Genomic DNA, 25725 nt, shown 5'->3' with positions numbered 1-25725 from the left:
GCTCATTTTTCCAATCGTTCCGCAATCAACTCAATCCAATGTTTCACCGGCACTTGGGCTTTTGAGCCTAAGTGCAATTGGCAGCCAATGTTTGCTGTGACAATCCCTTCAGGATTCCCTTCACTGAGCACTTCGACTTTGCGTTTTAATAATTGCTGACTGAGCTCTGGTTGGAACAAGGAGTACGTGCCCGCCGAGCCACAGCAAAGGTGGTCTTCTGACGTGCGGGTTTGGACGATACTCAGGCGCTTCAACACCTCGTAATACACCTCTTTGTTTTTCATGCCGTGCTGGAGGGTGCAGGGGCAGTGAACGGCAATTTGCTCATTGCTGGATTTGAGAGGCAGCTGACTGAGATCTTCCACAAGCAAAATTTCACTAATATCTTTGGCTTTTTCTGCGATGACTAAAGCCCGTTCGCGATAGTAGGGGGACTCGACTAATAGCTTTGGATATTCTTTGATTGTGACACCGCAGCCTGACGCAGACATCACGATGGCTTCCGCGCCATGTTCGATATAACGCCACCACGCATCGATGTTTCGCTTGGCTTGTTGAACAGCGCGTTCATGCTCAGAAAGGTGAAGGTTGATTGCGCCACAGCAGCCTTCTTGATTCACCTCAACAAGCTCAATACCTAAGTGGCTTAGTACCGCTTTAGCCGCAGCCAGAGTATTTGGTGTAGCGGTTTGCTGCACGCAGCCTCTGAAGGCAATCATGGTGCGCACAGTTTGGTTTTTCTGTGGGTAGGATGTTGATCTTTGTTCTGACGGAATCTGCTCACGGAAGGTATCTGGCATCAGAAACGTAAACTGGCGTGCGAGCCTGAACATCACCCTGTTCCATGAAGCATTGGGCAGGATTCTTGTGACGCCGTAACGTAGTATTCTGTCACCAAATGAACGGGGAACATGCTTTTCAATTTGCTGCCTGCCGATGTCTAGCAGTTGGCTGTATTCAACACCAGAAGGGCAGGTGGTTTCGCAGCTTCGACATGTCAGACATCTATCTAGATGTTTACGGGTTTTCTCGGTCGCTTCACCGTTTTCCAGCATTTGTTTGATGAGATAAATCCGACCACGTGGCCCATCCCGTTCGTCACTCAGCTCTTGGTAGGTTGGACAGGTAGCGTTACAGAACCCACAGTGAACACATCTGCGCAGGATTTCTTCCGCTTTCTTTCCATCGAGCGTACCAAGGAACTCATCTTTCAGTGAGGTCTTCATTGAATATTTCCTCCCAGAGAGCCATTGGCTTTATCGCTATTCCCGAGCCAGCAATACATGCGTCCGGGATTAAATAGATTGTGTGGGTCAAAAGCCACTTTTAGATTCTGATGAATGCGCTTGGCCGCTGCTGGCTGTGGATGAAAACACTCTTCGATGCGGTCAATGGGTCGATAGCAAGTCGCGTGTCCTCCTTGCAAGGCTGCAATATTTGCGAGGGTGGTAAGCGATTGGTCCGAATAAATCCATCTGATGCCGCCAGCCCAGTCGATCAAGGTGTCTTCACCCAAGCTTTCAAAATGTGGAGCTGCTGGAGATACAGAGAGGCGATAGAGGGGTTGCGCGGTGTTAGCAAAAAACGGATGGCGGAAGTTCCTTATTGATCGCCAGAATAAATCCTGACTCTCCAAACGTTCTCCACCCAATGTATCTTCACTGTTTTTGACTGCAGACTGACTACCAGATAGCCGGACAAACAATTGGCCTGAACACCATGCGCATGCTGAGATAGGGTGGGCGGAAACAGAGAGATGACGCATTTCCTTTATGGCATCAGACGCATCTAACTCAAACACTAACGTAGCCGTGCTTTCTGACTTTGGACGAACACGAAGACTGACTTCTGTGATGATGCCAAAAGCCCCAAAGGCGCCGGACTGAAGTCTGGAAACATCGTAACCTGCGACGTTCTTCATTACTTGGCCACCGAATTGAAGATGATCGCAATATCCATTGATGAGCTTTACCCCCAATATTGCATCGCGCAGCGAACCCCAAAATGGGCGTGATGCGCCGCTGATGCCCGCAGCAACAGAGCCTCCCAGCGTGGCTTTCCCGTTGAAGGCAGGTGGTTCGCCGACCAGAGTCTGGTTGTTATTCGCCAGTAGTGCTTGAATTTCAGCGATGGTCGTACCTGCACGGGCAGTGATTACCAGCTCAGTCGGGCGATAAGAAATAATTCCTGCATGCCCTTTCAGCGAAACCGCCTGACCGACAGGTTGGCGGCCGATGAAATGTTTGGTATTGCCGCCAATCAAATTCAGGGTAGCTTTATCTGCAATGGCATCGTGGACTTGTTCGATTAAGTTGGAGGTGATGTCAGCCATTCGAACCCTCCACGCTTTTTGATTTCGCTCCTCGAGAATGGATGAGTGTTTTGTGTTCCTGACAATGCTTCGGCTCGGGAATGCCTTTTCCGGGATTGAGCAATCCTTCGGAGTCCCAAGCTGCCTTCACGCGATGGAACTGCGCCAGTTCAGCATCATTGAATTGATGGTGCATCTGGTTGATCTTTTCGACGCCTACGCCGTGCTCACCAGTAATGCAGCCTCCTGCCTCGACGCAGATTTTGAGAATTTCCGCACCGAACTCTTCGGTCTTTTCCAGCTCACCTTGTACGTTTGCATCAAACAAAATAAGAGGGTGAAGATTACCGTCTCCAGCATGAAAAACGTTAGCAACACGCAGGCCGTAGAATCTTGAAAGCTGGTGGATTTGATTGAGCACACTGGCAAGTTCACTGCGCGGAATGGTGCCATCCATACAGTAATAATCTGGTGATATTCGCCCGACAGCGGGAAAAGCAGATTTGCGCCCTTTCCACATTCTCGCCCGCTCGTCTTCGGTCTCCGAGATTTTCAGCGTGGTCGCACCTGCCTGCTGCAATATTTGCTGAGTTTGTAAAAGCTGATGATTCACATCTTGTTCACTGCCATCAAGCTCACAAAGCAGCAGGGCATCAGCTTCTTTCGGATAACCCGCTTTGGCAAAGTCCTCCGCGGCAGAAATGGCATAGGCATCCATCATTTCGAGGCCAGCGGGAATGATGCCGTTGGCGATGATATCGTTCACTGCATTTGCTGCGTTCTCTACGGAATCAAATCCGGCAAGAATCACTCGCGCCACTTCTGGAATGGGAAGCAAGCGAACAGCGATTTCAGTGACGATGCCCAGCATGCCTTCTGAGCCAGTCATCAATGCCAGAAGGTCAAACCCCGGCAAATCATAAGCTGCTCCGCCTAAGATCAATTTCTCCCCTTCGGCGGTGACGACCACGGCTGACAAGACATTGTGGACAGTGAGACCATATTTCAGGCAATGTACACCGCCTGCGTTTTCGGCGACGTTACCGCCAATTGAGCAAGCAATCTGGGAAGAAGGATCGGGCGCGTAATACAAGCCTTCACGACTCGCTTGTTCTGTGATCGCGAGATTCCGGACCCCGGGTTGAACCACAGCTAGCGCGGTCTCTTTGTCGATATCCAATATAAGGTTGAGTCTGGCAAGGGAAAGGAGTAAGCCATCATTTATCGGCAAAGCCCCGGCAGAAAGGCCTGTTCCTGCGCCACGGGCAACGATGTTAATTTTGTGCTCATTGCAGAGTGACATGACTGCCATAACTTCTTCTGTCGATGCAGGAAGCACGACACATGCTGGCATTTCGGTATAGACCGATAGGCCATCACACTCATAGGGACGCATCGATTCTTCATCAGCAATCACATGTTCGTTGCCGACAATATCTTCGAGTGCTTTGAGTATTTCCCTTTTCATGTTTTCCATCCCTGAAAACAATCCATGTCTTTTTAACAATAGGTGAGGACTTGTTTTAACCTCCTATCCATTGAGCCTAGTGTGAGGGCCGCCGTCCAGTTTAAACAAAGAATGAGAGGGCAATTCACTTTTGCCAGGACATATCGGTGGGAGGTAAAGGCAAAGCGTGATTGTCGGACCAATGACTTTTCAGGTGATTAGTAAATGCTTTTACCAGACCATTGTTGATTTGAGAGCGGTGATAAACCAACCACAAGTCCCAGTTGGGTAGTGTTTGTTCTACTTCAATGGGTTCAAGGTAGGGATCGTTTTCCACCACAAAATCCGGCAACAAACCAATACCTGTCCCTGTGCGAATCAACTCTGCGGCGCTCATATAGCTATCGACTTTGATTTGGCTTTGGCTCTCTGATTTTTGATCGCCCAGCCAGCGTTCAGCAGGAAGGTGGGAAAAAGCATCATTAAGGCAAATCCAGTTCGCATGAGGATGAGAGCCAGCTCCTGCACATTTTGCCAACTGAAACTGAAAGTGGCTGAGTTTGACGCCAACAAGAGACTCATCGGGGGAAGTCGTCGCTCGAATAGCAAGATCTGTGCTGGCAAGTCGTAAATCTGCATTCATGGCACTGACTTTAATATCGAACTGAATGCCGGGGTTGGAGACGGAAAGGTCACCTACAATTCGTGACAAGCTCTTTAACGCGATATCGCAGCAACTGAGTGATAATACGCCAGCCAGGTCGTCTTTCTTTTGCTTAATCCAAAACATGATGTCGTTGGCGCGATCGTCCATTTCCCTGACAAAACCACCAAGTTGCTCACCATCTTTGGTGAATGCAATACCATTTGAGCGTCGGCGGATTAATGGGACGCCCACAATATCTTCGAGACGTGAAATTCTCCTACACACAGTTGAGTGACTGATACTCAGCCGTCGGGATGCGCCCGATAACGATCCTTCGCATACGACGGCGTTATAAATCTTTAGGTCATTCCATAATGGGTCTGCATTCTTGCAATCCTGCATTGCACTAACCTCCATGTTCGAAGGCATATTTTCGACTTACAGTAATGAAACCTCAATCATCCATTGGAAGGAGCTTTGGATATGAAACTCTATGACCTTGAGCTTTCCGGCAACTGCTACAAAGTACGTTTGTTTTGCGCTTTAAACGATATTCCATTGTCTATCTATGCCGTTGATTACATGGCAGGTGAGCACAAAACGGATGCATTTTTGAAGATAAACCCTCTAGGGCAAATTCCTGTGCTGAACGACGATGGTTTTATCGTCCGTGATTCTCAGGCAATTCTTATTTATCTCGCGCAAAAATATCAGCTTTTATCCTGGTGGCCTCAGAATGCCAAAAGTCAGGGAGAGGTAATGCAGTGGCTGTCTTATGCTGCCAATGAAATCGCAAGAGGCCCAAACGATGCTAGGCTGCACGACCTTTTTGGCGTTGAGTTGGATGTGGACAGCGCGAGAACTAAGGCGCTTCAGTGTGCTGAGATATTGGATAATCACCTATCAGATAACGATTGGCTGGTGGGTGATTCTCCGACCATTGCAGACATTGCATGTTTTCCGTATGTGGCATTAATGCATCAAGGCGGTGTGAGTGGAGAGCAATTTGAGCACGTAAACCGTTGGATGAATGCTATCAAGGGGCTCGATCGGTTTATCACCATGCCGGGTATTGGATGATGACTGCTGAGCTAAAAATCAGGGCTTTCGAACATGTTGGTATTCGGGTCTGTGATGCTCAAAGAGCGATGTCTTTTTACAAAACGCTTGGGTTTACACATGTGCAGATGTTGCCTGAGCACAACGCCTGTGAGATGGAAAACAGCGAAGGTCAGCGTATTAATCTGATATTCAGTGGCGATGAACCTTTGCTGCACGGGCACAATGTTCTTCAGGATGCTGACACGAAGTTTCCAGGCATTACCCATATTGCTTACGTGATCGACTCAATGTCTGCGTTTCTCTCTTTTTGTAAGCTAAGGGATATCAAGGTGACGGAAGGGCCGATACGCATCGGGGAAAGACGTGTGGTTTGTTTTATCCGCGACCCTGATGGCACTGTGCTGGAGTTTAATGAATTGGAAAAATGAAGGGTGACAGGCGATTGATAACATTGATATGTTACATCGTCTGGACACTTTTCAGGACCCATCATGCTTACCACGCTTTCCATTGCCAACTACCGATCCATACAGTCTCTCACTATCCCCCTCGGGCCGTTAAATCTGATCACCGGGCCGAACGGCAGTGGCAAATCGAACTTGTACAAGGCACTTCGGTTACTGGCGAAAACTGCATCCGGAGGCGTGGTCAACTCGCTTGCGGAAGAAGGAGGATTGCAATCGACCTTCTGGGCGGGTCCGGAAGAAATCTCTGAGGCGATGCGCCGCGGCGATGTGGATGTGGAACCAGTGGTACGCAAAGATGTGATAAGGCTAAAACTTGGCTTCTCCAGCGAGACCTTTGGGTATACGGTTTCACTGGGACTACCGTCTCCGCCGCCTAAAGGACCACCGCCTTCTCTCTTTTACTTCGATCCTGAAATCAAACACGAATGCATTTTCAGTGGGCCTTACTATCGACCAGCCAGCTGTTTGGTTGAGCGCAAAGGGAGCATGGTCAGAATCCGGGAAGGGCGAAGCTGGGAAGTGGCATCACAGCACATTCAGGCTTATGACAGCATGTTTGATGCTCATGCTGATCCAAGCTCTGCTGCCGAAGTTTTTCATACCCGCGAAATGATTCGGAGCTGGCGCTTTTATGATCATTTCCGCACTGACGCCGATGCACCTGCAAGAAAACCTCAGTTAGGCACCCGAACGCCAGTGCTTCATCACGATGGTAGAGATGTGGCGGCTGCCTTGCGGACCATCATGGAAATCGGAGACAAAGAAGCATTAGACAAAGCCATTGAAGATGCCTTTCCGGGTTGCAGTCTCAAGATAGTTGCTGGGCGTGATGGCCGCTTCGCGATGGAGTTCTACCAGAAAGGCTTACTTCGTCCATTGAGCAGTGCAGAGCTTTCTGACGGAACGTTGCGGTTTCTGCTTTGGATTGCAGCATTGCTGACGCCAAGGCCACCAGCGCTGATGGTTCTCAACGAACCGGAAACCAGTCTGCATCCTGATCTTTTGCCTGCGCTTGCAAGACTGATCACCCACGCCTCACAGCATTCGCAGGTCTGGGTGATTTCCCATGCCAACCGATTGATTAACGCATTGAATCAGCATTCTGATTGCCATGCTATTGAACTGGAGAAAGTTCTCGGTCAAACAGAAGTACAAGGCCAAGGTATGTTGGATACACCGAACTGGTACTGGCCTGACTAATCGTCATTGAGAGTCTGTTTGAGTATGTTGTCTGCTATAAAAACGTGATGAGTCGCAAAAATAATTTAAGAAAATATTCCTTATATTTCATATGGAACAGCCCGATGTCTAAGTTTTTGTCCAAAAAGGTATGCAGTGCTGTATGTCTTGTTAAAACTTTGTGTCTATAATTAACTGGCTTTGCTGCTGTTGGCTTGGCGGAGTGCAGAAAGCGTTGGAGAGTCGCCTTCTGTTGAAGCCGTACTATTAGAAAAAGGAATGTGATAATGCGGATTCCGTTCATCATTAAGATCATGTTTCCAATTTTGCTGCTGATGGGCTTAATGGCTAGCCCTGTTCTTTCTGCGTTTTAGCTTTTGCGGATACTATTTAACCATTAAAGAAAACAGCCACTGAAAAGTGGCTGTTTTTTTATGCCTGTTATTGGACTTATGCTTCTGCCGCTTCCAAAGAATTTGGCTTATCCAAAGGACTACACGCAACAGCAACCCTGAATGCTGCAGGCACGAAGTAGAAAGACAATAGTGTGGTTAGTAGGGTACCGCCAGCAATGGCTATCGCAAACGGAGGCCAGAACCCACCACCTGCCAGAATCAATGGAAGGAAGCCACCAATAGTCGTGATGGTCGTGGACGTAATATGTCGGCCACAGCTGCTAACCGCTTCAACGATGGCTTCTCTATCTCCCGCTTTAGCTTCAGGACTAGATTTAAGCTCCGCCAGAATGACAATTGAGGCGTTGATAGCAAGACCAATCAAACCCAAAAGACCGATGATCACGGTAAAGCCGAATGGATAGCCAAACACCCAAACAGACAGCAGACCTAAACCTGCAGCTTGCATGCCGACAAGGAAAATGATGGCGCTTAAACGGAATGAGTTGAATGAGACTACTACGACCGCGATCAGTAGGGTGATAACGATGGTCAAGTTAGCAAGAAGCTGGTTCACCGAATCATTACGCTCAGCAGATTCGCCACCAAACTCGATGCGATAACCCGGTGGCAAACTCAAGTCAGCTTGTGCCAGTTTCGCATTAAATGCATTCAATACGGTTTGAGGGAGCACCCCAGCTGTGATGTAGCCTTCAATCACATTGACGCGCTCACCATCGCGATGCGGAATGGCTCCTCGGCTAGGCTCGATTTGTAGATCCGCAATGGCTGAGATAGGAAGATCAGCCTGACCTTCACTTCCAGCCAGTGGCAGCCTCAGCTTGTTCAGCTCATTGATACTGGTTCGCGAATCATCAGACACACGCACTCTAACTGGAACCGATTCTGTTTCTTCCACCACGCTTCCCTGAACAATGCCGGACATAGAAGCATTGAGCAGCATGGCGATATCACTGAGTGACATGCCTGTAAGCTGACTGGCTTCTTCGTTAACCTTTACGGCTATTTTCGGTGTGCCTGGCTGCAGCGTTTCGCGGGTATTGATCACGTCTGGCGTTGACGCCATCAACAGGCGAATGCCTTCGCTGATATCTCGCAAGCGGTCGAGATTAGGACCATAAACGCGCACTTCCAGCGGCGCATTAAATGGAGGGCCTTGCTCCAGTTTTCTCACCAAGATTTGTGCATGAGGAAATCGCTCGGAAAGCTGTCGTTGCAGCAGTGGAATCATTTCATTGGCCGCACGGAAGTCTTTGGCTTTGACCATTGCCTGTGCAAAGTTAGACGCGCCACGTTGGCGTCCCATCATGTTGTAATAGAAGGAAGGGAAGTTCTCGCCTATCACCCAGCCGACTTGCTCAACGCCCTCTTTTTCCTCCAGTGCCGCTTCAATTTGACGGGTCGTCTCCAACGTAGCGTGAATACTCGCCTGTGGGGACAGGAACACCTGCACCTCAAACATGTCTCGATCTGATGGTGGGAAGAACTGTTCGGTCAATTGACCGGCAGCCCAGAACCCAGAGAAGGGCACCATAACTACGATAGGAATGGCGAGCCAAGGGAAGCGGATTGCGGCACGGATAGATGCGCGGAAAGCGCCAGTTAGCCAAGGGATAGTCAATCCAGACTGATACCATCTTTGGTGACTTTCTCCAGATGGCAACCAGCGAGCAGCAAAACCCGAAACCAGAAAATGAGAGACAATATAAGAGCCAATCAGCGAGAAGCTTACTGTGATTGCAATGGCTCCAACGAACTCGCCCGCAGGTCCCGGCATAAGGAATATTGGGGCAAAGGCAAGGATTGTCGTTAGTGTTGACCCCAGTAGCGGAAGCCACAAGTGCTTGATGGCATTGACCGCCGCCTCCAAGCGTTTAACACCTTGGTGGCGATAATGCTGGATGGTATCCACCATTACAATGGCATTATCTACCATGATACCGAGCGACACGATAAGACCAGTGACTGACATTTGGTTGATTGGTAAACCGGTAAAACTCATCAAAGCCAGGGTAAATGTTGAAGCAATAGGAAGAGACAGGGCAACCAAAATGGCAGAGCGGAAGCCAAGTGTGACGAACAGAACGATCAGTACTAATCCGAAGCCTAGTAGCAGGCTGTCTACCAATTCTGAAAGGCGGGTTTCCGTATATCTTGCCTGTTTGAAAATGGGCTCAATACTGATATTTGATGGTAGGTCAGCACGAAATGCTTCAATCAGTGCATCGGCAGATGTCGTCCAGTTATCCACTCGGATGGTGTCTTGCATACGGGCAGATACTAGTACTGCTGGTTTGCCGTCAATCAAAGCGATTTGGCTTTGCGGCATAGCTTGGGCCCGCTCAACAGACGCCACATCTTCTAATCGTACGAGGAAGCCATTTTCGTCAATGGCTACTGGCACGCGTTTTACCCGGTCAACGGAATCCAACTCTCCGGCCACTTCAAGCTGGAAGCGGTTGAGATCGTTGTGAAGCTCACCCGCTGCGTTTTTAGCGTCTGCAGCAGAAATTGAGTCAGAGATAGAAAGGGCGGATTGGCCCAATACACTGGCAGTCGCTACATCCAGTGTAACCAGTATTTCTTCGTCTGGTGCACCATGAGTCTCAACGAACTCCGTGCCACCCAAGTTCCGCCAACGTTTTGCTAGCTCCTTGGCATATCGGCCAAGTATCAGCGGGTCGACCTGACTTCCGTCATTCCATTGCAGGGCGGTTATATAGGTGAAAGCGTTGGAATGATCGTTGTCGAATGCTGGCTCAAGTGCGCCGGAAGGAAGGTTAGGGGAAGCATCCCCAAGCTTGTCACGAACTTTTGACCAAACTGGCTCGGTCTCAGTCAGCTCGTCATGAAGCTCAATGGTAACGACGGAAATTCCCGGACGGGATTGAGATTCAATCAGTTTGATTTCATCCAACGATCGCAGCTCGTTTTCCAGCTCTTCTGTTACCAAGGCCTCAACACGTTCTGCACTGGCTCCCGGGTAAGGCGTGGTGATGGTGGCCCAACGGTTGGTCAGTGCCGGATCTTCAGCTCGGGGCAGCGTAGAAAGCGCCGAGAGCCCAGATACCAAAAGCAAAACGGTAAACAGCACCAACAAGCGTGTGTTTTTCAGTAACTTTCTCATCCTAAGTTACTCCGCAGCCAGATTCACAGACTGACCGGATACCACTCGGTGAACGCCATCAACCAGTACTTTGTCTCCGTCTTGAACGGCACCGGATACAAAAGCTTGTTGTTCGTCGGCATGGAGCACTTGCACCGAACGACGTGAGATCAGCTGATTTCCGGATTCACCAGCCACCACAGCGTAAACATTCCATGTGCCGCGCAGTCCATCGGTCAGTCCTGATAGTGGCATCCAGAACCCTTCTGTGGGCGTGTCAAAAGCGAATTCCAAATAGGCGAGCTGTCCATCAAGCGCATTGGCATTTTCAGGAAGCAAGTAACGCAGAGTGACGGTGCGGGAACGCATGTCAAGTGCTGCTCCTGGGTTGAGCAAGGCGGCTTTGTAGCTGTTCTCACCAACCCGGACGTTGGCCGACGGATTGGATGAGAGTGCTTCGAGGTATTTTATAGGCACACCGATACGCGCTTCTTTCAGATCATCAGCGAGTAGCGTCAGGGTAGGAGCACCGACATTGACGACATCACCCTGGGAAACAAAGCGCTGACTGATCTTGCCGTTGTAAGGCGCGTAGATGGTAGATTTTTCCTGACGAAGTTGGTTCGAAGAAAGTGAGGCTTGTAGCTGGCGAACATTGGCCAGCAATGCGTCACGTTGACTGATCAAAGAGTCGATTTCTGCATCTGCACTGAAGCCCTTTTTCTTTAACTGACGTTGGCGCTGCAGGTTGGTTCGAGTTAAATCTAACTGGGCATCAAGCTGTTCAAGCTGTGCTTTCAGTTGCTGCGCTTCTGTATCTAGCAATTGCGTATCGAGTTTAATCAGTGGCTGACCTTTAGCGACGGTATCACCTTCATCAACCATAAGGTTGTTTACTTTGCCCCCTAACTCAAAGCCGAGGTTGGCGCTTTGACCAGCTTGCACGGTGCCGACATACTCGCGCTCCACGGAATAACCTGGCGCGAGCTCGACAGTAAGGGCGTTAACCGTGGGCAGGCTAAGCTCTGGCTGTGCAGCCACTTCTTCTGTCTGCGAGTTGCAGGCCGTGAGTAAAGTGATAGTCGCCGTGATAGCGATTGAAGGGATGCACTTTTGCATGGCAAATTTCTCGTCTTCCGTTACGATTAGTTTTTACTGGACTAGACTGTCCAGTCCAATTAGATTAAAAATAAAGCAACCAAACTAGACTGTCCAGTTTGATTAGACGCTTTTTGTACATATTTTCAGTTAAGGAACACTGATGACTACGCACATTTCGCAGAGAAAAGAGCAAAAACGCCAGCAAATCCTTTCGGCGGCTGTTGAGCTGTTTTCTAAGCAAGGCTATGGCATCTCTATGGATGCGATCGCAGTGCGCGCAAATGTCAGTAAACAAACGGTTTACGCACACTTCAGTAGTAAAGATCAGTTGTTTGAAACCTGCATCATTGAGAAATGTATCTCTGCGGGTTTGGATCTCGATCTGGAACACGAATCACGTGCTGCACATATTGTTCTTCGAGAATTTGGTTGGTTGTTTCAAACCATGCTGCTCGGTGAAGAAGCACGCAATACATTTCAGAACACGATTCGCCAGTCTGGCACGCATCCAGAGATTGCCCGCATCTTCTTGGAACAGGGACCTATCCGAAACATTAACCGTATTAGTAACTATTTGAGTCTTTTGGTTGAACGGGGTGACTTGCCGCTTTGCGATAATACTGACTCTGCGGCCATGCAGCTTTTACTTATGCTGCATGGGCGAGCGGTGTACTGGGCGCTTTTAGGTTTTGATTCTGGCGAGGATGAAACGACACGTCGTGATTACGTGAATTCATGCGTGGATCTGTTTTTACGTGGCTACGGTTATATCCAAGCTCACTGAAGCAGGTTTCTTCAGGTAGTTTGGGTGTACTAATATTAGTCGCTGACCAGGAGCGTTTTGTATTCGTCGAACGCGAACTGATCTGTCATACCGCTGATGTAATCCTGTAGTAAGCGACACCTCAAATAAAACTCCCACAGCGTTGGGTTGGTAACGGGCGCCTCTTCCTTCAAAGCAATTTCATATGCAGCAACATGTTTTCTTGAAAGTTTGTTAAACAGCCTTCTTTCCACTGGTAATTTTCGGCCCTCTCCGCGAACGATTTTCTGGAATGTGTCTGTGTCTAGGTCGAGGAGTGGTCGGTATTCTTCCAACAACCCACCAATGATTTTGTAGCCTTGAAGTTCCAGATTCTCGACTTCCGGATCGTTAAAAACATGATTGATCGCCACTTGTTTGAAGGTTTTTGCCAAGGCGTGGAATTGGCTGTTGTCTTCTATCAAGGCGCGGTTTAATTCGCCATTGAAAACCGCTTCAAGGTTATTGGTGAATTGCTCAGAAGCATGATTAACCAGGGGATGCACCATTTCAACGCGAAGTTTGATGAAGAACTTATGGTTTGGGCTGATTTCATCGTTTTGCGCATCTTGATAAACGTTATCGAGCAAACGATCAAAGCAATGTCTGCCTTTGATTGGACGGTTATCGGGCTCCAATTCAGCAAAGGTGCGTTTTAGGTGCTCAGTCAGGGTTTCCAGGGAAAGAATACGTTTCTCTACAGCATCTTCTAAGTCTGCCAAACAATAAGAAATATCATCTGCCGCTTCCATGATATAGCTGAGTGGATGACGACAGTATTTAGCCATCTCAAGCTCATCCATCAACGAGTTGACGTAGCTATTCTCTGTAATGTAGTAGCCGACTTTTTTGGTGAGATAATTCTTATCAGCGGGAACTTGGTCAGTACGCTCGGTTGCTGGGCGGGTATATTTCAATACCGAAGCGGCCTGGCTGTATGTGAGATTAAAGCGGTGAAGTGATTGCACCAGGCGTATTGCTTGCGCGTTGCCATCAAAATGACAAAGCTCATGGATGATTGGGTCTGTTGTCTCTGAAGACAGTCCCGTCAGCAATTGCTGCATGGGAGCGAGTTCTTTCAAGTGTTTTGTGAACCATCGGTTAATCGCATCTTCACCACAATGCCCGAATGGGGGGTTACCCATATCGTGCATGAGGCAGGCGATTTCCACCAATGATTCCACCGCACGTTCAAGAGATGAAAGCCCGTAAGCATCTTTTTCACTGTCGGAGAGGCGGTCATAAATTGAATGAACAATGAAACGTCCGACTTGCTGAACTTCCATAGAATGGGTCAGCCGGCTTCGTACTGCGGAATTTCGCTCCAGCGGGAAAACCTGTGTCTTTTGTTGAAGTCGACGAATTGGGGCAGAGTTGATGATCCTCCCACGGTCACTTTCAAGTGCCCGTTGAAGATTGCTGCCATAAGGTCTTGGGCGTGCGAGACTGATTTTCTTCCTAAAATCGATGTTCGGCATTGAACGTTCCTAACGTCTAAGCGACATGTTTTCATAACCTTAGCGCCGTCTGGTTATCTTGTCGACAGACTTGTTAGAGAGAGAAAAGCGAAAGGCTGACGCATGATACGCCAGCATTCATGGAATTTATTGAGATGAAAGGAGTATGGTTATCACAATGCTCAAAAAGCTGAGACGAGAAGGGCAATGCCGACTGAAAAGCCAAACATAAATACTGAAAAACCTGCTTTATACTGATTCCTACGTTTTGTAGATAGCGTCATAATCACATCCATATTGCTACTTGTAGTGAATACACAGCAAATTAGATGCCAACTCATGAACATTTAATTTCAATGAGTTAGGTCCATTTTATTTAGAGTGCAGTGCATGGATTGGTAATCTTTACCAATAGTTGGCAAATAAGTTGGAGTGGAAAATAGTGATTCAAGGAATTCATCACGTCGCATTGATTGCTAATGACATTGAGATTTCCAAGCGGTTTTATCGCGATATTCTGGGGTTCAAGATCATTGCAGAGCACTATCGTAAAGAGCGGGATTCATGGAAAGTCGACGTGCTGCTACCTGACGGCCGACAGCTTGAAATGTTCTCATTCCCTCGAAGTCCAGTGCGTCCCTCATTTCCCGAAGCACAAGGGCTTCGTCATCTTGCTTTTCAAACCCAGGATATTGATTACGTCATCGCTCATCTACAAAAGCATGGTGTCGACTGTGAAGCGGTGCGCACAGATCCTTACACTCAATCGCGTTTCACTTTCTTTCAGGATCCAGATGGGCTGCCACTGGAACTCTATGAGGTGACTCAATGATGAGACGATTCGTGAGCTAAATTTAATTTGTTTCCAAAATAAGACGAATTTTTTTCGCCCTGTTCCGTACTATATCCGAAGTCAGGTTAGACCAGTTTGGAGTAGTAGGGCGATGAGTGAAGTACGCCGTTGGCAAAGATATAAGTGTCAGTCTAGGGTGAGAGGAACCCTTTACTGGGCGCACAAAATTTTCCCTAAGGTGAGTATCCAAATTACGGATATTTCTGAGCGGGGGATGGGTTTCATTTCAGAATGGAAGCTGGAAGAGGGCATTGGAGAGTTGAAAGTAAACTCCATGCCAAAGCTTCGGGTGGAAATTCGTCATAAAGGCGAAGTCAAAATTGGTGGCCGTGTTCGCTATCGATACGGTTTGGCGCTGCGCCGTAAACTGCACTCTGTTCAAATGTCACAAATCAAACGTGCCGCTTGAGCGTAAAGTTCAATAGAATTCTGGCTCAGCGGTATATTCTTCCTCCTACACGAACTGTCTCCGGTACTGTTTCTAGCTTTGTTCCCCTGATATACAAGTTGCCACCAACCCGCAAATCGGGTGGCAGTGTTTTTACCTTGGTGTTCCCAAGATAAAGGTTTCCTTTCACGTTTAATCTCCTCGGAAGCGCAGCGATTGGGGTATCGACCAAACTCAAGTCTCCGTTCACCTTAAACCCTGTGGGCAACACCGTCACTTTCGACCCGGTCAGATTGATATAACCGCCTACTTCTACCTTAGGAAACCTCGTTAACAAGGTGTTGGCAGCATTTACATAACCTTTCACCGTGAGTCCATCGGGCAGTCGTTTTATTTGACTCCCTTCTATGTCTAGAAAACCTTTCACTTCAAAGGGTTCAGGCAGCTCTGTCAGGGGCGAATTGTTTAATCTGACGTTGCCATAGTTATCAATGTACCCATGAAGTTTCAGAGTATCGACGAAATGGGGCTTTTTCTTACCCATTGCGTGAACGGTTTGAAACGAAAAAGCGAGCGTTATGGTAAGCAGTAACGTTTGAATAACCAAGCAGGAGTTGAGTTTTGATTTATCGGGCATATCTGCTCGCTGAAAAATGGAAAATAACGTACTAACTATATACGAAAGTTTGATTGCCTTTTGAAAAAATTAGAGATTTCTTTCAATATGATATAACAAGCTTGTACCGGATAATTTACGTTTACTGAAGGTTGCAAATTTAACGACTTAAAGATCATCGAGTCAAATAACACTATTGGTAGTGTTGTTATTTGATTTTTTAATTCTGGACTTAAGATCTCGTCTTCTGATTTTAATCCTTATACATCATTGGTTTGTTGCAAAAAATATGAATAGATTTTCAACATGATCGATTGGCAATGAGAGGTTAGATGGATGAAATTTGGTATTGCATTCACTTTGTGAATGTTAATGGCTCGTAAAAGTCGATTTTATTTATGGGAGATGTTGATTTAGGTTTTCTAGACACTACAATACCCGCAAATTATCGCGGAAATAGCATATTTACTCGCTCAGTATTTTTCATCGCGACCCCTTTTTTTTGTTGCGACAAAGGTCAATGGCATTTTATTGATCCTCATTCAGTGAATTAAATGAAGCAATCACCAAACAACAAGTTTTTCTTACATTGGCTCAATCCGTATCGGTTTGAGGCGGTGACGCGATCGCTCCGCGCGATGCGCGATGGGATGTTGTGGTTAGTCCCATGTCTAATAGTGTCAAGCATCCTAGGGTTCATGGCGAGCATGCTTGAGTTCCTCAATGTGGATGCACCCATTTTTATACATGAACTCAATCTGTTGAGATTGTCACTGACCTCTCTTTATCCTTACCTTTTTGCCGCATCCATCAGTATGATGCTGGCGATTCAGTGGCGATTGCCCCGTCCTCCAATAGCCGTGCTTTGTATCTCTTATGTGGCTGTTGCCGATAAGGTGTTGGGGTATGAATATCAATCAAGCTCAATCCTGCTGACCTTTGTAGGTCTAACGCTCCCGATCTACGCTGTGCCTTTGTTATCCAAGCTGAAAAGACAAAGATGGGCACGTATTGTCGAGAATGAAGTCGCAGGTAAGCTTGTTAAAGACTCAATGAATCTCATTATTCCTGGCGTGATAACGACAGGGGTGGTGGTCGTGATGACTAAATTGCTCACCCTGACCAGTCTTTACTTTGATTCTGCTGCTTTCTTGAAAGCGTTCGATCCGGTCAATGAACCTTATATCGTTGGCGCGTTGCTCTCTACTCTGAACTCTTTACTCTGGTTCCTCGGTATTCATGGCTATTACGCATTGACACCTTTGGTTCAGCCGTTGATCGATGTCCTTGATATCAACCGCGTGCTCTACAGCGCGGGTGCTGTGCCTTCAAATGCCATGAACATTTCTACGCTATCGTCGTTTGTTTTTATAGGTGGCTCTGGCGCAACACTCGGTCTGGCATTGGCTATTCTGGCATTCTCCAAAGATAAAGTAATGCGGGTGATTGCGCTTTCGAGCATCCCACTTGGCTTTTTCAACATCAACGAAATATTGATGTTCGGCCTGCCAATTATTTTCAATTTACGCCTCTTCATTCCTTTCGTGATTGCACCCTTGGTGAACATGGGGATTGCCCTTACAGTGCTTTCTGCAGGGCTTGTTGCCATTCCAGTGGTGATGGCACCTATCACCAGTCCATTGATTCTCAATGCCTTTATTTCGACTGGTGGAGACTACAACGCAGTGATCTTACAAGTGGCGTTGGTGATAGTCAGCACGCTGATTTACGTCCCGTTTGTTCGCCTGTTGGATGCACATGCAAAGACCCGTGATTTGTATATTCCTTCACTGGACACTACTTTCACCCGACGTGAAGAAGAAGCCTATGTGCTAGCTGTTGACCCTGTGACTGAATCGCTGCACAAAGTACGCGAGATTCAAGGTGTACAGTTACAGTTGGAAGCCTTCGCAACGCGCGAGTTCTATTTGGAATATCAACCACAAATTTCGAGCCATACCGGGCAGGTAACTGCAGTTGAAGCCCTCATTCGCCTTCGCGACAGCATGGGGAATGTTGAAGCTCCGGGTAAGTTTCTGTCTGTGTTTGAGAAAGCAAATCTGATGACAGATATCGATTTGTGGGTGATTCGACAATCTGTGGCTCAGAGCAAGATATGGATGGAACAGAAGTTCTACATGCCAATCAGTGTGAATATCACCAGTCATACCTTGACCAACAAAGGGGCGATGGAGGAAATCCTTTCTTTGATTGCCCAGGTGCCAGGCTTGATTCACTTTGAGATCACCGAAGAATCACTGATTGATAATCCAGCGATGGTGGAAGACGCCATATCTCAGCTACACATTGAGGGTTCAACGGTTCATATTGATGATTTTGGTACAGGGTATAGCTCCTTGAGTTACCTCAACCGATTCGATATCGATGCGATGAAAATCGACCGCAGCTTTGTTCTTGCGCTTAACAGCGAGCGTGGCAAGCAGGTTTTTCATAGTCTGACTGGTATCGCAAAGCAACTGGGTATGAACATCATTGTGGAAGGTGTCGAGACCAAAGAGCAGCTTGATATCGTTTCCCGGGAATCAGACGTTGTGATTCAGGGCTGGTATTACAGCAAGGCGATTTCGGCATCTGAAGTACGAAATTACGCTCAGCAAAGACAGGCAATCAGCAAGGTTCCTCAAGCGAGAACGAATCGGGAAAGTTGCTTAACCTGATGTTTGATTGCCGGGCATAAAATAAGAGAGTACGATTCGCTCTCTTATTTTTTATTTCCAAACGCTTCATCCAGCGCTTTTAATAGCCTTTCTCCTGGTTGACCTGCTAACTCGACATATCTCTCCCTGATCGGTACTGAAAATTTTCTGAACGCATTTTGTTGCGCGCGGGTCAGGGTGATGAACGTCATATTGGGCTTAAACTCCTTGATCTTGGTGAGTTGGGCTTTATTCAACGCTTGCTGCTTTTCAAAGATGAAGTCGCTCATTTCTTCAAAGGTATCTCGAAGCAGCACTTTGTGTTCTGCAGAGAGAGACAAATACCAAGCCTGATTGGCGATCACTGATGTGGTGAATTTCTGTTTCCCGGGCCAAATCATGTATTCAGTCACTTCGTAAAACTTCATCTCTTCGATGGAGAAAACCGGATTACTCTGTCCATCAATAATATTGGCTTGCAGTGCACCGTAAACCTGGGAGTAGGGCAGAGGGATGGTATCTGCGCCATAGACACTAAACGACTCAATCACCAGAGGTGAGTTCATCACACGCATTCGGAAACCTTTAAAATCGTCAGGTTTGACGATTTCTGTATTGGTTGACCACACCATGTCACCTTCAAGATAGAAAGTCATCAGGCGTAAATCCTGATCAATGAGGGCGTTGCCGACAACTTCATACAGTGTGGTGTTATTGGTCAGAACCGATTGGTTGAGTTTGTCGTCTTGGGAGAATATATAAGGGATGTTGAAAACCTGCATTTCCGGCACCAGGCTGCCGATGATACCGACTGAAGCATGGGTCATTTGCAATGTCCCCAGAGAAGTCAGCGTGGTGAGATCTTCAGACTCCCCCAATGTGCCATAGGAATAAATGTCTACGGTCACTTGTCCCGCTGATTTTTCTTCTATGCGCCGTTTGAACTCTTTCGCATAGATGTCCTGCACTGAACCATCAATTTCTTCTAGGCCAAAGCGCCACACCAACCGTTCTTCTTCACTTGTTGCCAGAACGGGTAATGCCAGTAAAAAGGTGAGTGTCACCGTAAACAGTCTCAGCAGATAGCGCATTCTCACCTCGCTTGGGTATATGGATTTAGTTAATTGTTAATGCAAATAGATATGTTTCATCAGTTTAGTCCTTGAGATTCAGGGACAAAAAGTGATGTCTTGGGAACTTCCTTTATGAAATAAAAAAGTTGCGGACTGTGTTTGTGCAATGGGCACCAATGTGAGGGTAAAAAGCCGTATTGTCATGGAGTTAGCTAGCTAATTCTCCCATGATGGAAATGGGATAATTCTCGATATGAATAAAGTCGACAGATCCCAAACCACGCCACGAAGTCTTTTTGCGGTAGTCCCCTGAACGGGACAGAAAATGGTGGTGACTTATTATCGAATAAGGAAATTCATCATGCACAAACCAATGATGCTCTCGGCCATTGCGCTGAGCGTAGCAACAGCACTGCCAGCTTGGGCAGTTGACTGTACCTCCTTGCCAACCTGGGAAAATACTGGTGTATATAACGGCGGTGATCAGGTGGCACATACCGGCGAAGCTTACAAAGCCAAATGGTGGACTACAGGCAAGAACCCTGCTGAAAACTCAGGCCCATGGCAAGAGTGGGAAGCACTTGGTCAATGTTCTATCGGCAGTAATGAGCCACCTGTCATCGACCTAACTTCTCCTTTGAATAACTCCAATTTTGTTACTGGCGATGTGATTACTCTTTCAGCGACTGCCTCTGACAGTGATGGCTCGGTGTCGGATGTTGAATTCTTCATTGGTGCGAACAGTGTTGGTGTTGTCACCGCGCCTCCTTTCTCTTTAGAGTGGGTTGCAGAACAGGGACAGACAACAGTTCGTGCTGTTGTCACAGACAATGAGGGCGCGAACTCTGAGCAAAGCGCGAGTATTACGGTTGAGGATCCTGTCTTTGGTATTCCACCTACCGCGCAGCTGACTAACCCGACTGCGAGTTCGCAACTGAAAGCTGATGAAACTGTTGCTCTGACAGTAACTGCAGAAGATTCCGATGGCGCAGTGACGCTCGTAGAATTCTATGTCGACAACAAACTTGTCGGTTCAGATGACGTAGCACCATTTGAAACCCCTTGGCTTGCTACGGAAGGCAACCACAGTTTCAATGCTAAAGTGACCGATAACGATGGCTTGCAGGCTTGGGCAGGTGAAGTCTCCGTCAAAGTTGCCGGTAATACCGTTGGTGGTGGTTGCGCTGGCGTGCCAACTTACAGCGCTGGCACCAGCTATGCAGTTGGCGATATTGTTCAAAACAGCAATTACAAATACCAATGTGACGTCGCGGGATGGTGTTCATCAGATGCGGCTTGGGCATATGAGCCAAATACCGGCGCTCATTGGCAAGACGCTTGGACTGAACTGGGTATCTGCGCCATTGTTCCAACCGTGACTTTCACATCTCCGTCGGATAATGCAACTTTGCTTGCAGGTGAGATGGTTTCCCTTGCTGTTGATGCCGTTGATTCCGATGGCAGCGTAACTGGCGTCGAGTTTTTCTCGGCAGGTCAAAGTATTGCCGTTGATAACACCGCGCCTTATGCCGTTGATTGGGCTGTAACAGGCGTAGGCGAAGTGAGCATCAGCGCTGTCGCTACTGACAACGAAGGTAACACAGGTAATGCTGGCATTCTTGTGAACGTCAGTGACCAGCCGTTGGTGGCAAGTTTGACTTCCCCAGCCGCTGGCAGCTCTATCGGTCTGGGTAAGGCTGTCTTCTTGGAAGCAGAGGCAAGCGCGCTTAATGGCACCATAACTAGGGTTGATTTCGTTGTGGATGGGGCGATTGTAGCCACTGATTCAACTGCGCCATACAGCGCAAGCTGGACGCCAGGGGCAGTAGGCAGTTACGCCGTTTCTGCTCTAGCGACTGACAGCAATGGCCTGAATGCATCAACCGTAGCCGTTACGTTGAAAGTGTTCGAGCAATCAGCGAAAAAACATCAGCTGATTGGTTACTGGCACAACTTCGTGAACGGTGCTGGCTGTCCGCTCAACCTCAGTGAAATGTCAGATGCGTGGGATATTATTGATATCGCCTTCGCAGAGAATGATCGTAACAGTGACGGCACGGTTCACTTCAACCTATATAACGGTGACATTCGTAGCACTTGTCCCCCGCTTGATCCGATGAAGTTCAAGCAAGACATGGCTGCGTTGCAGGCGAAAGGTAAAATTTTCGTCCTGTCACTCGGTGGTGCGGAAGGGACAATCACACTGAACACCGATGCAGATGAAGCTAATTTCGTTTCGAGCCTGACAGCGATTGTGAAAGAGTGGGGCTTTGATGGTTTGGATATCGATCTGGAAAGCGGCTCTAACCTTGTTCACGGTTCGCAAATTCAGGCTCGTTTACCTCGTGCTTTGAAGCAAATTGAAGCGAACATGGGGGGTGATATGTACCTGACCATGGCGCCTGAGCACCCATATGTGCATGGTGGTATGGTGGCATACAGCGGTATTTGGGGAGCTTACATACCACTGATTGATGAGCTACGCGATACGCTGGATCTTCTCCATGTGCAGCTTTACAACAATGGGGGCCTGCCTAACCCGTACCTTTCAGGTGCAGCACCTGAAGGTTCAGTGGACATGATGGTAGCGCAATCCAAAATGCTGATTGAAGGTTTTGATTTGGCAAACGGCACTACGTTCGCGCCACTTCGCGATGATCAGGTCGCTATCGGTCTGCCATCCGGCCCGAGTTCTGCGAACTCTGGCCAGGCGCCGACTCAGAACATTCTGGATGCTCTGGACTGTGTGACCAAAGGCACGGCATGTGGAACAGTGAAACCCGCTTTCAACTACCCGAATTTTGGTGGCGTGATGACCTGGTCAATCAACTGGGACAAACATGACGGCTTCAATTTCTCTGGCCCTGTCGGTGATAAGTTAAGTGCCATGAATGCGGGGCAGTAGCGCAAAATTGATAAGCGGGAACATAGTTTCCCGCTTTTTTTATAAATTCTTCACTTTTGAAACAACTTGGTGTGACATCCCTTCATAGACTTGCTTAAATTTCATTAGCAGTCATGGTGTTATGCACGCTCAAATTCCTAACAAAACGCTCCGCGGTCTTTCCTTCCTATTTGCACGGTTACCCTCAGCGGAAAAATGGCTCCACTTTATCACGTTAAGTTGGGTGCTCTTTCAGTTGGTATCTGCCGCAGGGATGCATGTGAGTAATGATGCAACGGTTTATCACCTCACATTGATTGACCATATCCATATGTACAGCGGAGTGGCGCTACTACTTTTCTCAATGGTGTTTTTTGTCACTGTGATTAACCGTCGTCCTTTGACCGACATGTACCCATGGCTATCTGGTAACTTCAAAGTGATAAAAGCTGACCTACGCATTTTCAAAACCGGTCGATTACCATCACCAAAACCGGCTGGTCTAGTAGCAACGATTGAAGGACTGGGGTTGTTAGCATTGATACTAGCGACAGTCACTGGTGCTTTGTGGGCGATCGCTATGCTTAATGAAAACCCGAATAGCTCCGATTTTCTGACCATCCATAAAACAGCGGTTACCGCGGTCGAAGCGTATGTTTTGGGGCATGGTATTTTTGCTCTACTTCATTTGATTATCTGGTGGCGTCGCTAAAAGCGCCGCAGGTCACATTTGTCTCACAAAAGAAACAAATGGTTTTGCCTCTATCTATAATTTCAAAAAGCTAAGACTAAGAGGCATCCAAGATGAACACATGGAGAGAACAAGAAGTTGCCGAATTTTATGTTGAAGTGTCGTCCAAGAGAACGGTCGGTGAAGTCGGCGCTGAGTATGAAAGAACAGGCAGCGGTAAAGATTGGCAGCAGTGTATGAGACTGTCATTTGAAGGGTTTAATAATTCCCGTATTTTGTCGTTAGACGACATTTGGCGCGACCTCATTGAGAACAAGAAAACCAAATTTGACGGTGAAGTCCTGGCATTGGAAACCATAGTGAAATTTGGTGACACCATGCAGTTAGAAACACCCTACAAAGTCCAGATTAAAGTGACCCACTAACCCACTGGCTACATCACTGGCTGAGTATTAATCTTTAATGACGGCGTTATCTAGACAAGTCGATTAACTTATCTAGATAACCTCTCTAGCCCCCGTAAATAGGCGCTTCCAAGCTAATTAGACCTCTATCTCACCAAATTATACGTCAACTTCCCTGACACCATTTCGTTATAAAAACGACACAAACAGACCACACGATAGGGACACCACATAACGAGGTTCCCTGAAAAATGGATAGCATCATCGAAGTGAATGGTCTGACGAAGACGTTTGGAAAAAACAAAGCGCTTGACCAGATCAACCTCAAGATCCAACACAAAGAAATGACCGCACTTCTTGGGCCCTCGGGCTCAGGAAAATCTACGCTGCTTCGGCATCTCAGCGGTTTGGTCTTTTCTGACAAAACGCAAGACGGAAAGATTCAGGTACTTGGCAAAACCGTACAGAGCCAAGGCCGAGCTTCAGGTCAGGTTCGAAACTGTCGTGCCCAAGCTGGTTATATCTTCCAGCAGTTCAATTTAGTGAACCGCCTGTCAGTGATGACCAACGTGTTGATTGGGGCGCTCAACTATACGCCATTCTGGCGCACGATCACTGGTAACTTCACCAAGCAACAGAAAGCAGAAGCAATGGCCGCACTAGAGCGTGTTGGCATGCAAGACTTCGCTCATCAGCGCGTTTCTACTCTGTCGGGCGGACAGCAACAGCGTGTCGCCATTGCCCGTGCACTCATGCAAAAAGCCCGCATCATTTTTGCCGACGAGCCTATTGCTTCTCTGGATCCAGAGTCTTCACGCATCGTGATGGAGCTACTCAGCGACATCAACCAGCGTGAGGGTATCCCTGTGATCGTTACGCTTCACCAGGTTGATCACGCCCTCAAATACTGTCAGCACGTTGTGGCATTACGTGACGGAAAAATCTTCTATCAAGGCGAAAGTGCGGCGATCGATAAGCTGGCCCTCGCCGAACTCTATGGCAGTAAATCAGAAATGAATTTGGAAGTCGGTGTGGAAGAGCAACCGATTTCTTTGGGAAGAGCGCCACTTTCTCTAATCAGTTAAACCGTTAACACACAAAGGAAGACGAAGATGTTACGAGTACTACGCACAATCACCTGTGGACTTAGCATGCTGGCTGCGGCAGTTGCTGCGCCAGTTTCTGCAGATGAAAAAATGGACACCCTGAACTTCGGTATTATTTCTACGGAATCTCAGCAAAACCTCAAATCCGTTTGGGACCCGTTCCTGGACGACATGAGCAAAAAACTGGGTATGGAAGTGAAAGCCTACTTTGCGCCTGACTACGCGGGAATCATTCAGGGCATGCGTTTTGACAAAGTTGACGTTGCATGGTTTGGCAACAAATCCGCGATGGAAGCGGTCGACCGTTCTGGCGGTGAAATCTTCGCGCAAACTGTCGATTCAGAAGGTAATCCGGGCTACTGGAGCCTTTTGGTGGTCCACAAAGATAGCCCAATCAATAGCGTTGAAGACATGATTGCAAGCCGCAATAAGTTGGCTTTTGGTAACGGTGATCCTAACTCTACTTCTGGCTTCTTGGTGCCTTCTTACTATGTGTTCGCGAAGAACAACATCCAGCCAAGTGACTTCAAACGTACGCTCAACTCAAGCCACGAAGTAAACCTGTTCGCGGTTGCTAACAAGCAAGTGGATGTGGCGACCAACAACACTGAAAATATGCGTCGCTTCGAGCGCACCAATCCTGAAAAATTCAAAAACATTAAAGTGATTTGGCAATCGCCACTCATCCCTTCTGACCCAATCGTGTGGCGTAAGAACCTGCCAGATAACGTGAAACAAGACATCTACAGCTTCTTCATGAACTACGGCACAACGGGCGACGCACAGGAAGTTGCGATTCTGAAAGGTCTCGACTGGGCGCCGTTCAAGCCATCAAGCGACCTACAACTGCTGCCTATTCGTCAACTGGCGCTTTACAAGCAGCTGAATGGCCTGAGCAACCAAGACAAGCTCTCTGATAAGCAAGCCGCAGAGCTGACTAAAATCAAGAGTTCCCTGGCAGCACTAAATCGCCAAATGAGTGCTTTGGAAGCCATGGAATAAAGGTTCAACAGAGCCGGAGTTCTCTCCGGCTCTTCTTATTAACTCGGTTATTTGTAG

At 47.7% G+C, this 25725-nt stretch carries 21 protein-coding genes and 1 pseudogene; 12 read left to right on the top strand and 10 right to left on the bottom strand.

Annotated elements, in window-relative coordinates; translation table 11 throughout:
* Positions 1-2: 2 nt before the first annotated feature.
* From glcF to K6Q96_RS21600, 5 genes and pseudogenes are all read right to left on the bottom strand, one after another.
* Positions 3-1226, bottom strand: a complete 1224-nt coding sequence (gene glcF, locus K6Q96_RS21620) for a glycolate oxidase subunit GlcF (RefSeq protein WP_251880027.1) — start codon at positions 1224-1226, stop codon at positions 3-5.
* Positions 1223-2332 (bottom strand): glycolate oxidase subunit GlcE, encoded by a 1110-nt coding sequence (glcE, locus tag K6Q96_RS21615; protein WP_251880026.1) that lies wholly within the window; start codon positions 2330-2332, stop codon positions 1223-1225. Before glcE ends, glcF begins: the two co-directional genes overlap by 4 nt.
* A complete protein-coding gene (locus tag K6Q96_RS21610) occupies positions 2325-3779 on the bottom strand; it encodes an FAD-linked oxidase C-terminal domain-containing protein (RefSeq protein WP_251880024.1) in 1455 nt (484 codons plus the stop codon). Before K6Q96_RS21610 ends, glcE begins: the two co-directional genes overlap by 8 nt.
* Before the next feature lie 124 nt (positions 3780-3903).
* A complete protein-coding gene (locus tag K6Q96_RS21605; RefSeq protein ID WP_251882370.1) occupies positions 3904-4656 on the bottom strand; it encodes a LysR family transcriptional regulator in 753 nt (250 codons plus the stop codon).
* Positions 4657-4806, bottom strand: a pseudogene (locus tag K6Q96_RS21600) (helix-turn-helix domain-containing protein); the annotation flags it as partial. It lies immediately after the preceding gene.
* Positions 4807-4887: 81 nt separating this feature from the next.
* Here K6Q96_RS21600 and K6Q96_RS21595 point away from each other — a divergent pair.
* From K6Q96_RS21595 to K6Q96_RS21585, 3 genes are all read left to right on the top strand, one after another.
* Positions 4888-5484, top strand: a complete 597-nt coding sequence (locus K6Q96_RS21595; RefSeq protein WP_251880022.1) for a glutathione S-transferase family protein — start codon at positions 4888-4890, stop codon at positions 5482-5484.
* Between the two features lie 68 nt (positions 5485-5552).
* The gene (locus tag K6Q96_RS21590; RefSeq protein ID WP_251880020.1) at positions 5553-5894 is read left to right on the top strand and encodes a VOC family protein; all 342 of its coding nucleotides are present in this window, start codon (positions 5553-5555) and stop codon (positions 5892-5894) included.
* Between the two features lie 63 nt (positions 5895-5957).
* A complete protein-coding gene (locus K6Q96_RS21585; protein ID WP_251880018.1) occupies positions 5958-7133 on the top strand; it encodes an AAA family ATPase in 1176 nt (391 codons plus the stop codon).
* 429 nt (positions 7134-7562) lie between these two features.
* On the opposite strand, the gene K6Q96_RS21580 is transcribed toward K6Q96_RS21585, so the two are convergent.
* Together K6Q96_RS21580 and K6Q96_RS21575 are read right to left on the bottom strand one after the other, a co-directional pair.
* Positions 7563-10655, bottom strand: coding sequence for an efflux RND transporter permease subunit (locus K6Q96_RS21580; RefSeq protein ID WP_251880016.1), 3093 nt, complete (start codon positions 10653-10655; stop codon positions 7563-7565).
* Positions 10656-10661: 6 nt separating this feature from the next.
* On the bottom strand, positions 10662-11753 hold the full coding sequence (locus K6Q96_RS21575; protein WP_251880013.1) for an efflux RND transporter periplasmic adaptor subunit: 1092 nt from the start codon (positions 11751-11753) through the stop codon (positions 10662-10664).
* A gap of 142 nt (positions 11754-11895) precedes the next feature.
* Here K6Q96_RS21575 and K6Q96_RS21570 point away from each other — a divergent pair, with 142 nt between their 5' ends.
* Positions 11896-12519, top strand: a complete 624-nt coding sequence (locus K6Q96_RS21570; RefSeq protein ID WP_251880011.1) for a TetR/AcrR family transcriptional regulator — start codon at positions 11896-11898, stop codon at positions 12517-12519.
* A gap of 35 nt (positions 12520-12554) precedes the next feature.
* Here K6Q96_RS21570 and dgt read toward each other — a convergent pair whose 3' ends face one another.
* A complete protein-coding gene (gene dgt / locus K6Q96_RS21565) occupies positions 12555-14015 on the bottom strand; it encodes a dGTPase (RefSeq protein WP_251880010.1) in 1461 nt (486 codons plus the stop codon).
* A gap of 421 nt (positions 14016-14436) precedes the next feature.
* Here dgt and gloA2 point away from each other — a divergent pair, with 421 nt between their 5' ends.
* On the top strand, positions 14437-14826 hold the full coding sequence (gene gloA2, locus K6Q96_RS21560) for an SMU1112c/YaeR family gloxylase I-like metalloprotein (protein ID WP_251880008.1): 390 nt from the start codon (positions 14437-14439) through the stop codon (positions 14824-14826).
* A 112-nt stretch (positions 14827-14938) separates the two neighbouring features.
* Positions 14939-15256: a hypothetical protein gene (locus K6Q96_RS21555; RefSeq protein ID WP_251880006.1), complete on the top strand. Its 318-nt coding sequence runs from the start codon at positions 14939-14941 to the stop codon at positions 15254-15256.
* A 25-nt stretch (positions 15257-15281) separates the two neighbouring features.
* Here K6Q96_RS21555 and K6Q96_RS21550 read toward each other — a convergent pair whose 3' ends face one another.
* Positions 15282-15872: a hypothetical protein gene (locus K6Q96_RS21550; RefSeq protein ID WP_251880004.1), complete on the bottom strand. Its 591-nt coding sequence runs from the start codon at positions 15870-15872 to the stop codon at positions 15282-15284.
* Positions 15873-16549: 677 nt separating this feature from the next.
* Between K6Q96_RS21550 and K6Q96_RS21545 the strand changes: the two genes are divergently transcribed.
* Positions 16550-18529 carry an EAL domain-containing protein gene (locus K6Q96_RS21545; protein WP_251880002.1) on the top strand — a complete coding sequence of 660 codons (1980 nt, stop codon included), beginning with the start codon at positions 16550-16552 and terminating at the stop codon, positions 18527-18529.
* Positions 18530-18573: 44 nt separating this feature from the next.
* Here K6Q96_RS21545 and dctP read toward each other — a convergent pair whose 3' ends face one another.
* A complete protein-coding gene (dctP, locus tag K6Q96_RS21540) occupies positions 18574-19599 on the bottom strand; it encodes a TRAP transporter substrate-binding protein DctP (RefSeq protein WP_434802175.1) in 1026 nt (341 codons plus the stop codon).
* Positions 19600-19942: 343 nt separating this feature from the next.
* On the opposite strand from dctP, the gene K6Q96_RS21535 reads away from it, so the two are divergent.
* The 5 genes from K6Q96_RS21535 to phnD all read left to right on the top strand — a co-directional run bounded on the left by K6Q96_RS21535 (position 19943) and on the right by phnD (position 25668).
* Positions 19943-22486 carry an Ig-like domain-containing protein gene (locus K6Q96_RS21535; RefSeq protein ID WP_251879998.1) on the top strand — a complete coding sequence of 848 codons (2544 nt, stop codon included), beginning with the start codon at positions 19943-19945 and terminating at the stop codon, positions 22484-22486.
* A gap of 121 nt (positions 22487-22607) precedes the next feature.
* On the top strand, positions 22608-23177 hold the full coding sequence (locus K6Q96_RS21530) for a hypothetical protein (RefSeq protein ID WP_251879996.1): 570 nt from the start codon (positions 22608-22610) through the stop codon (positions 23175-23177).
* A 92-nt stretch (positions 23178-23269) separates the two neighbouring features.
* A complete protein-coding gene (locus K6Q96_RS21525; protein ID WP_251879994.1) occupies positions 23270-23581 on the top strand; it encodes a hypothetical protein in 312 nt (103 codons plus the stop codon).
* A gap of 230 nt (positions 23582-23811) precedes the next feature.
* Complete coding sequence (gene phnC / locus K6Q96_RS21520; RefSeq protein ID WP_251879992.1) at positions 23812-24645, top strand: phosphonate ABC transporter ATP-binding protein; 834 nt, start codon at positions 23812-23814, stop codon at positions 24643-24645.
* Between the two features lie 27 nt (positions 24646-24672).
* Positions 24673-25668, top strand: coding sequence for a phosphonate ABC transporter substrate-binding protein (gene phnD, locus K6Q96_RS21515; RefSeq protein ID WP_251879990.1), 996 nt, complete (start codon positions 24673-24675; stop codon positions 25666-25668).
* The last annotated feature ends 57 nt before the right edge of the window (positions 25669-25725 follow it).

The organism is Grimontia kaedaensis (genome assembly GCF_023746615.1).
GTDB lineage: Bacteria > Pseudomonadota > Gammaproteobacteria > Enterobacterales > Vibrionaceae > Enterovibrio > Enterovibrio kaedaensis.
Note: the sequence above shows the minus strand (reverse complement) of the source record. Positions and strands in the feature narration are given on the sequence as shown.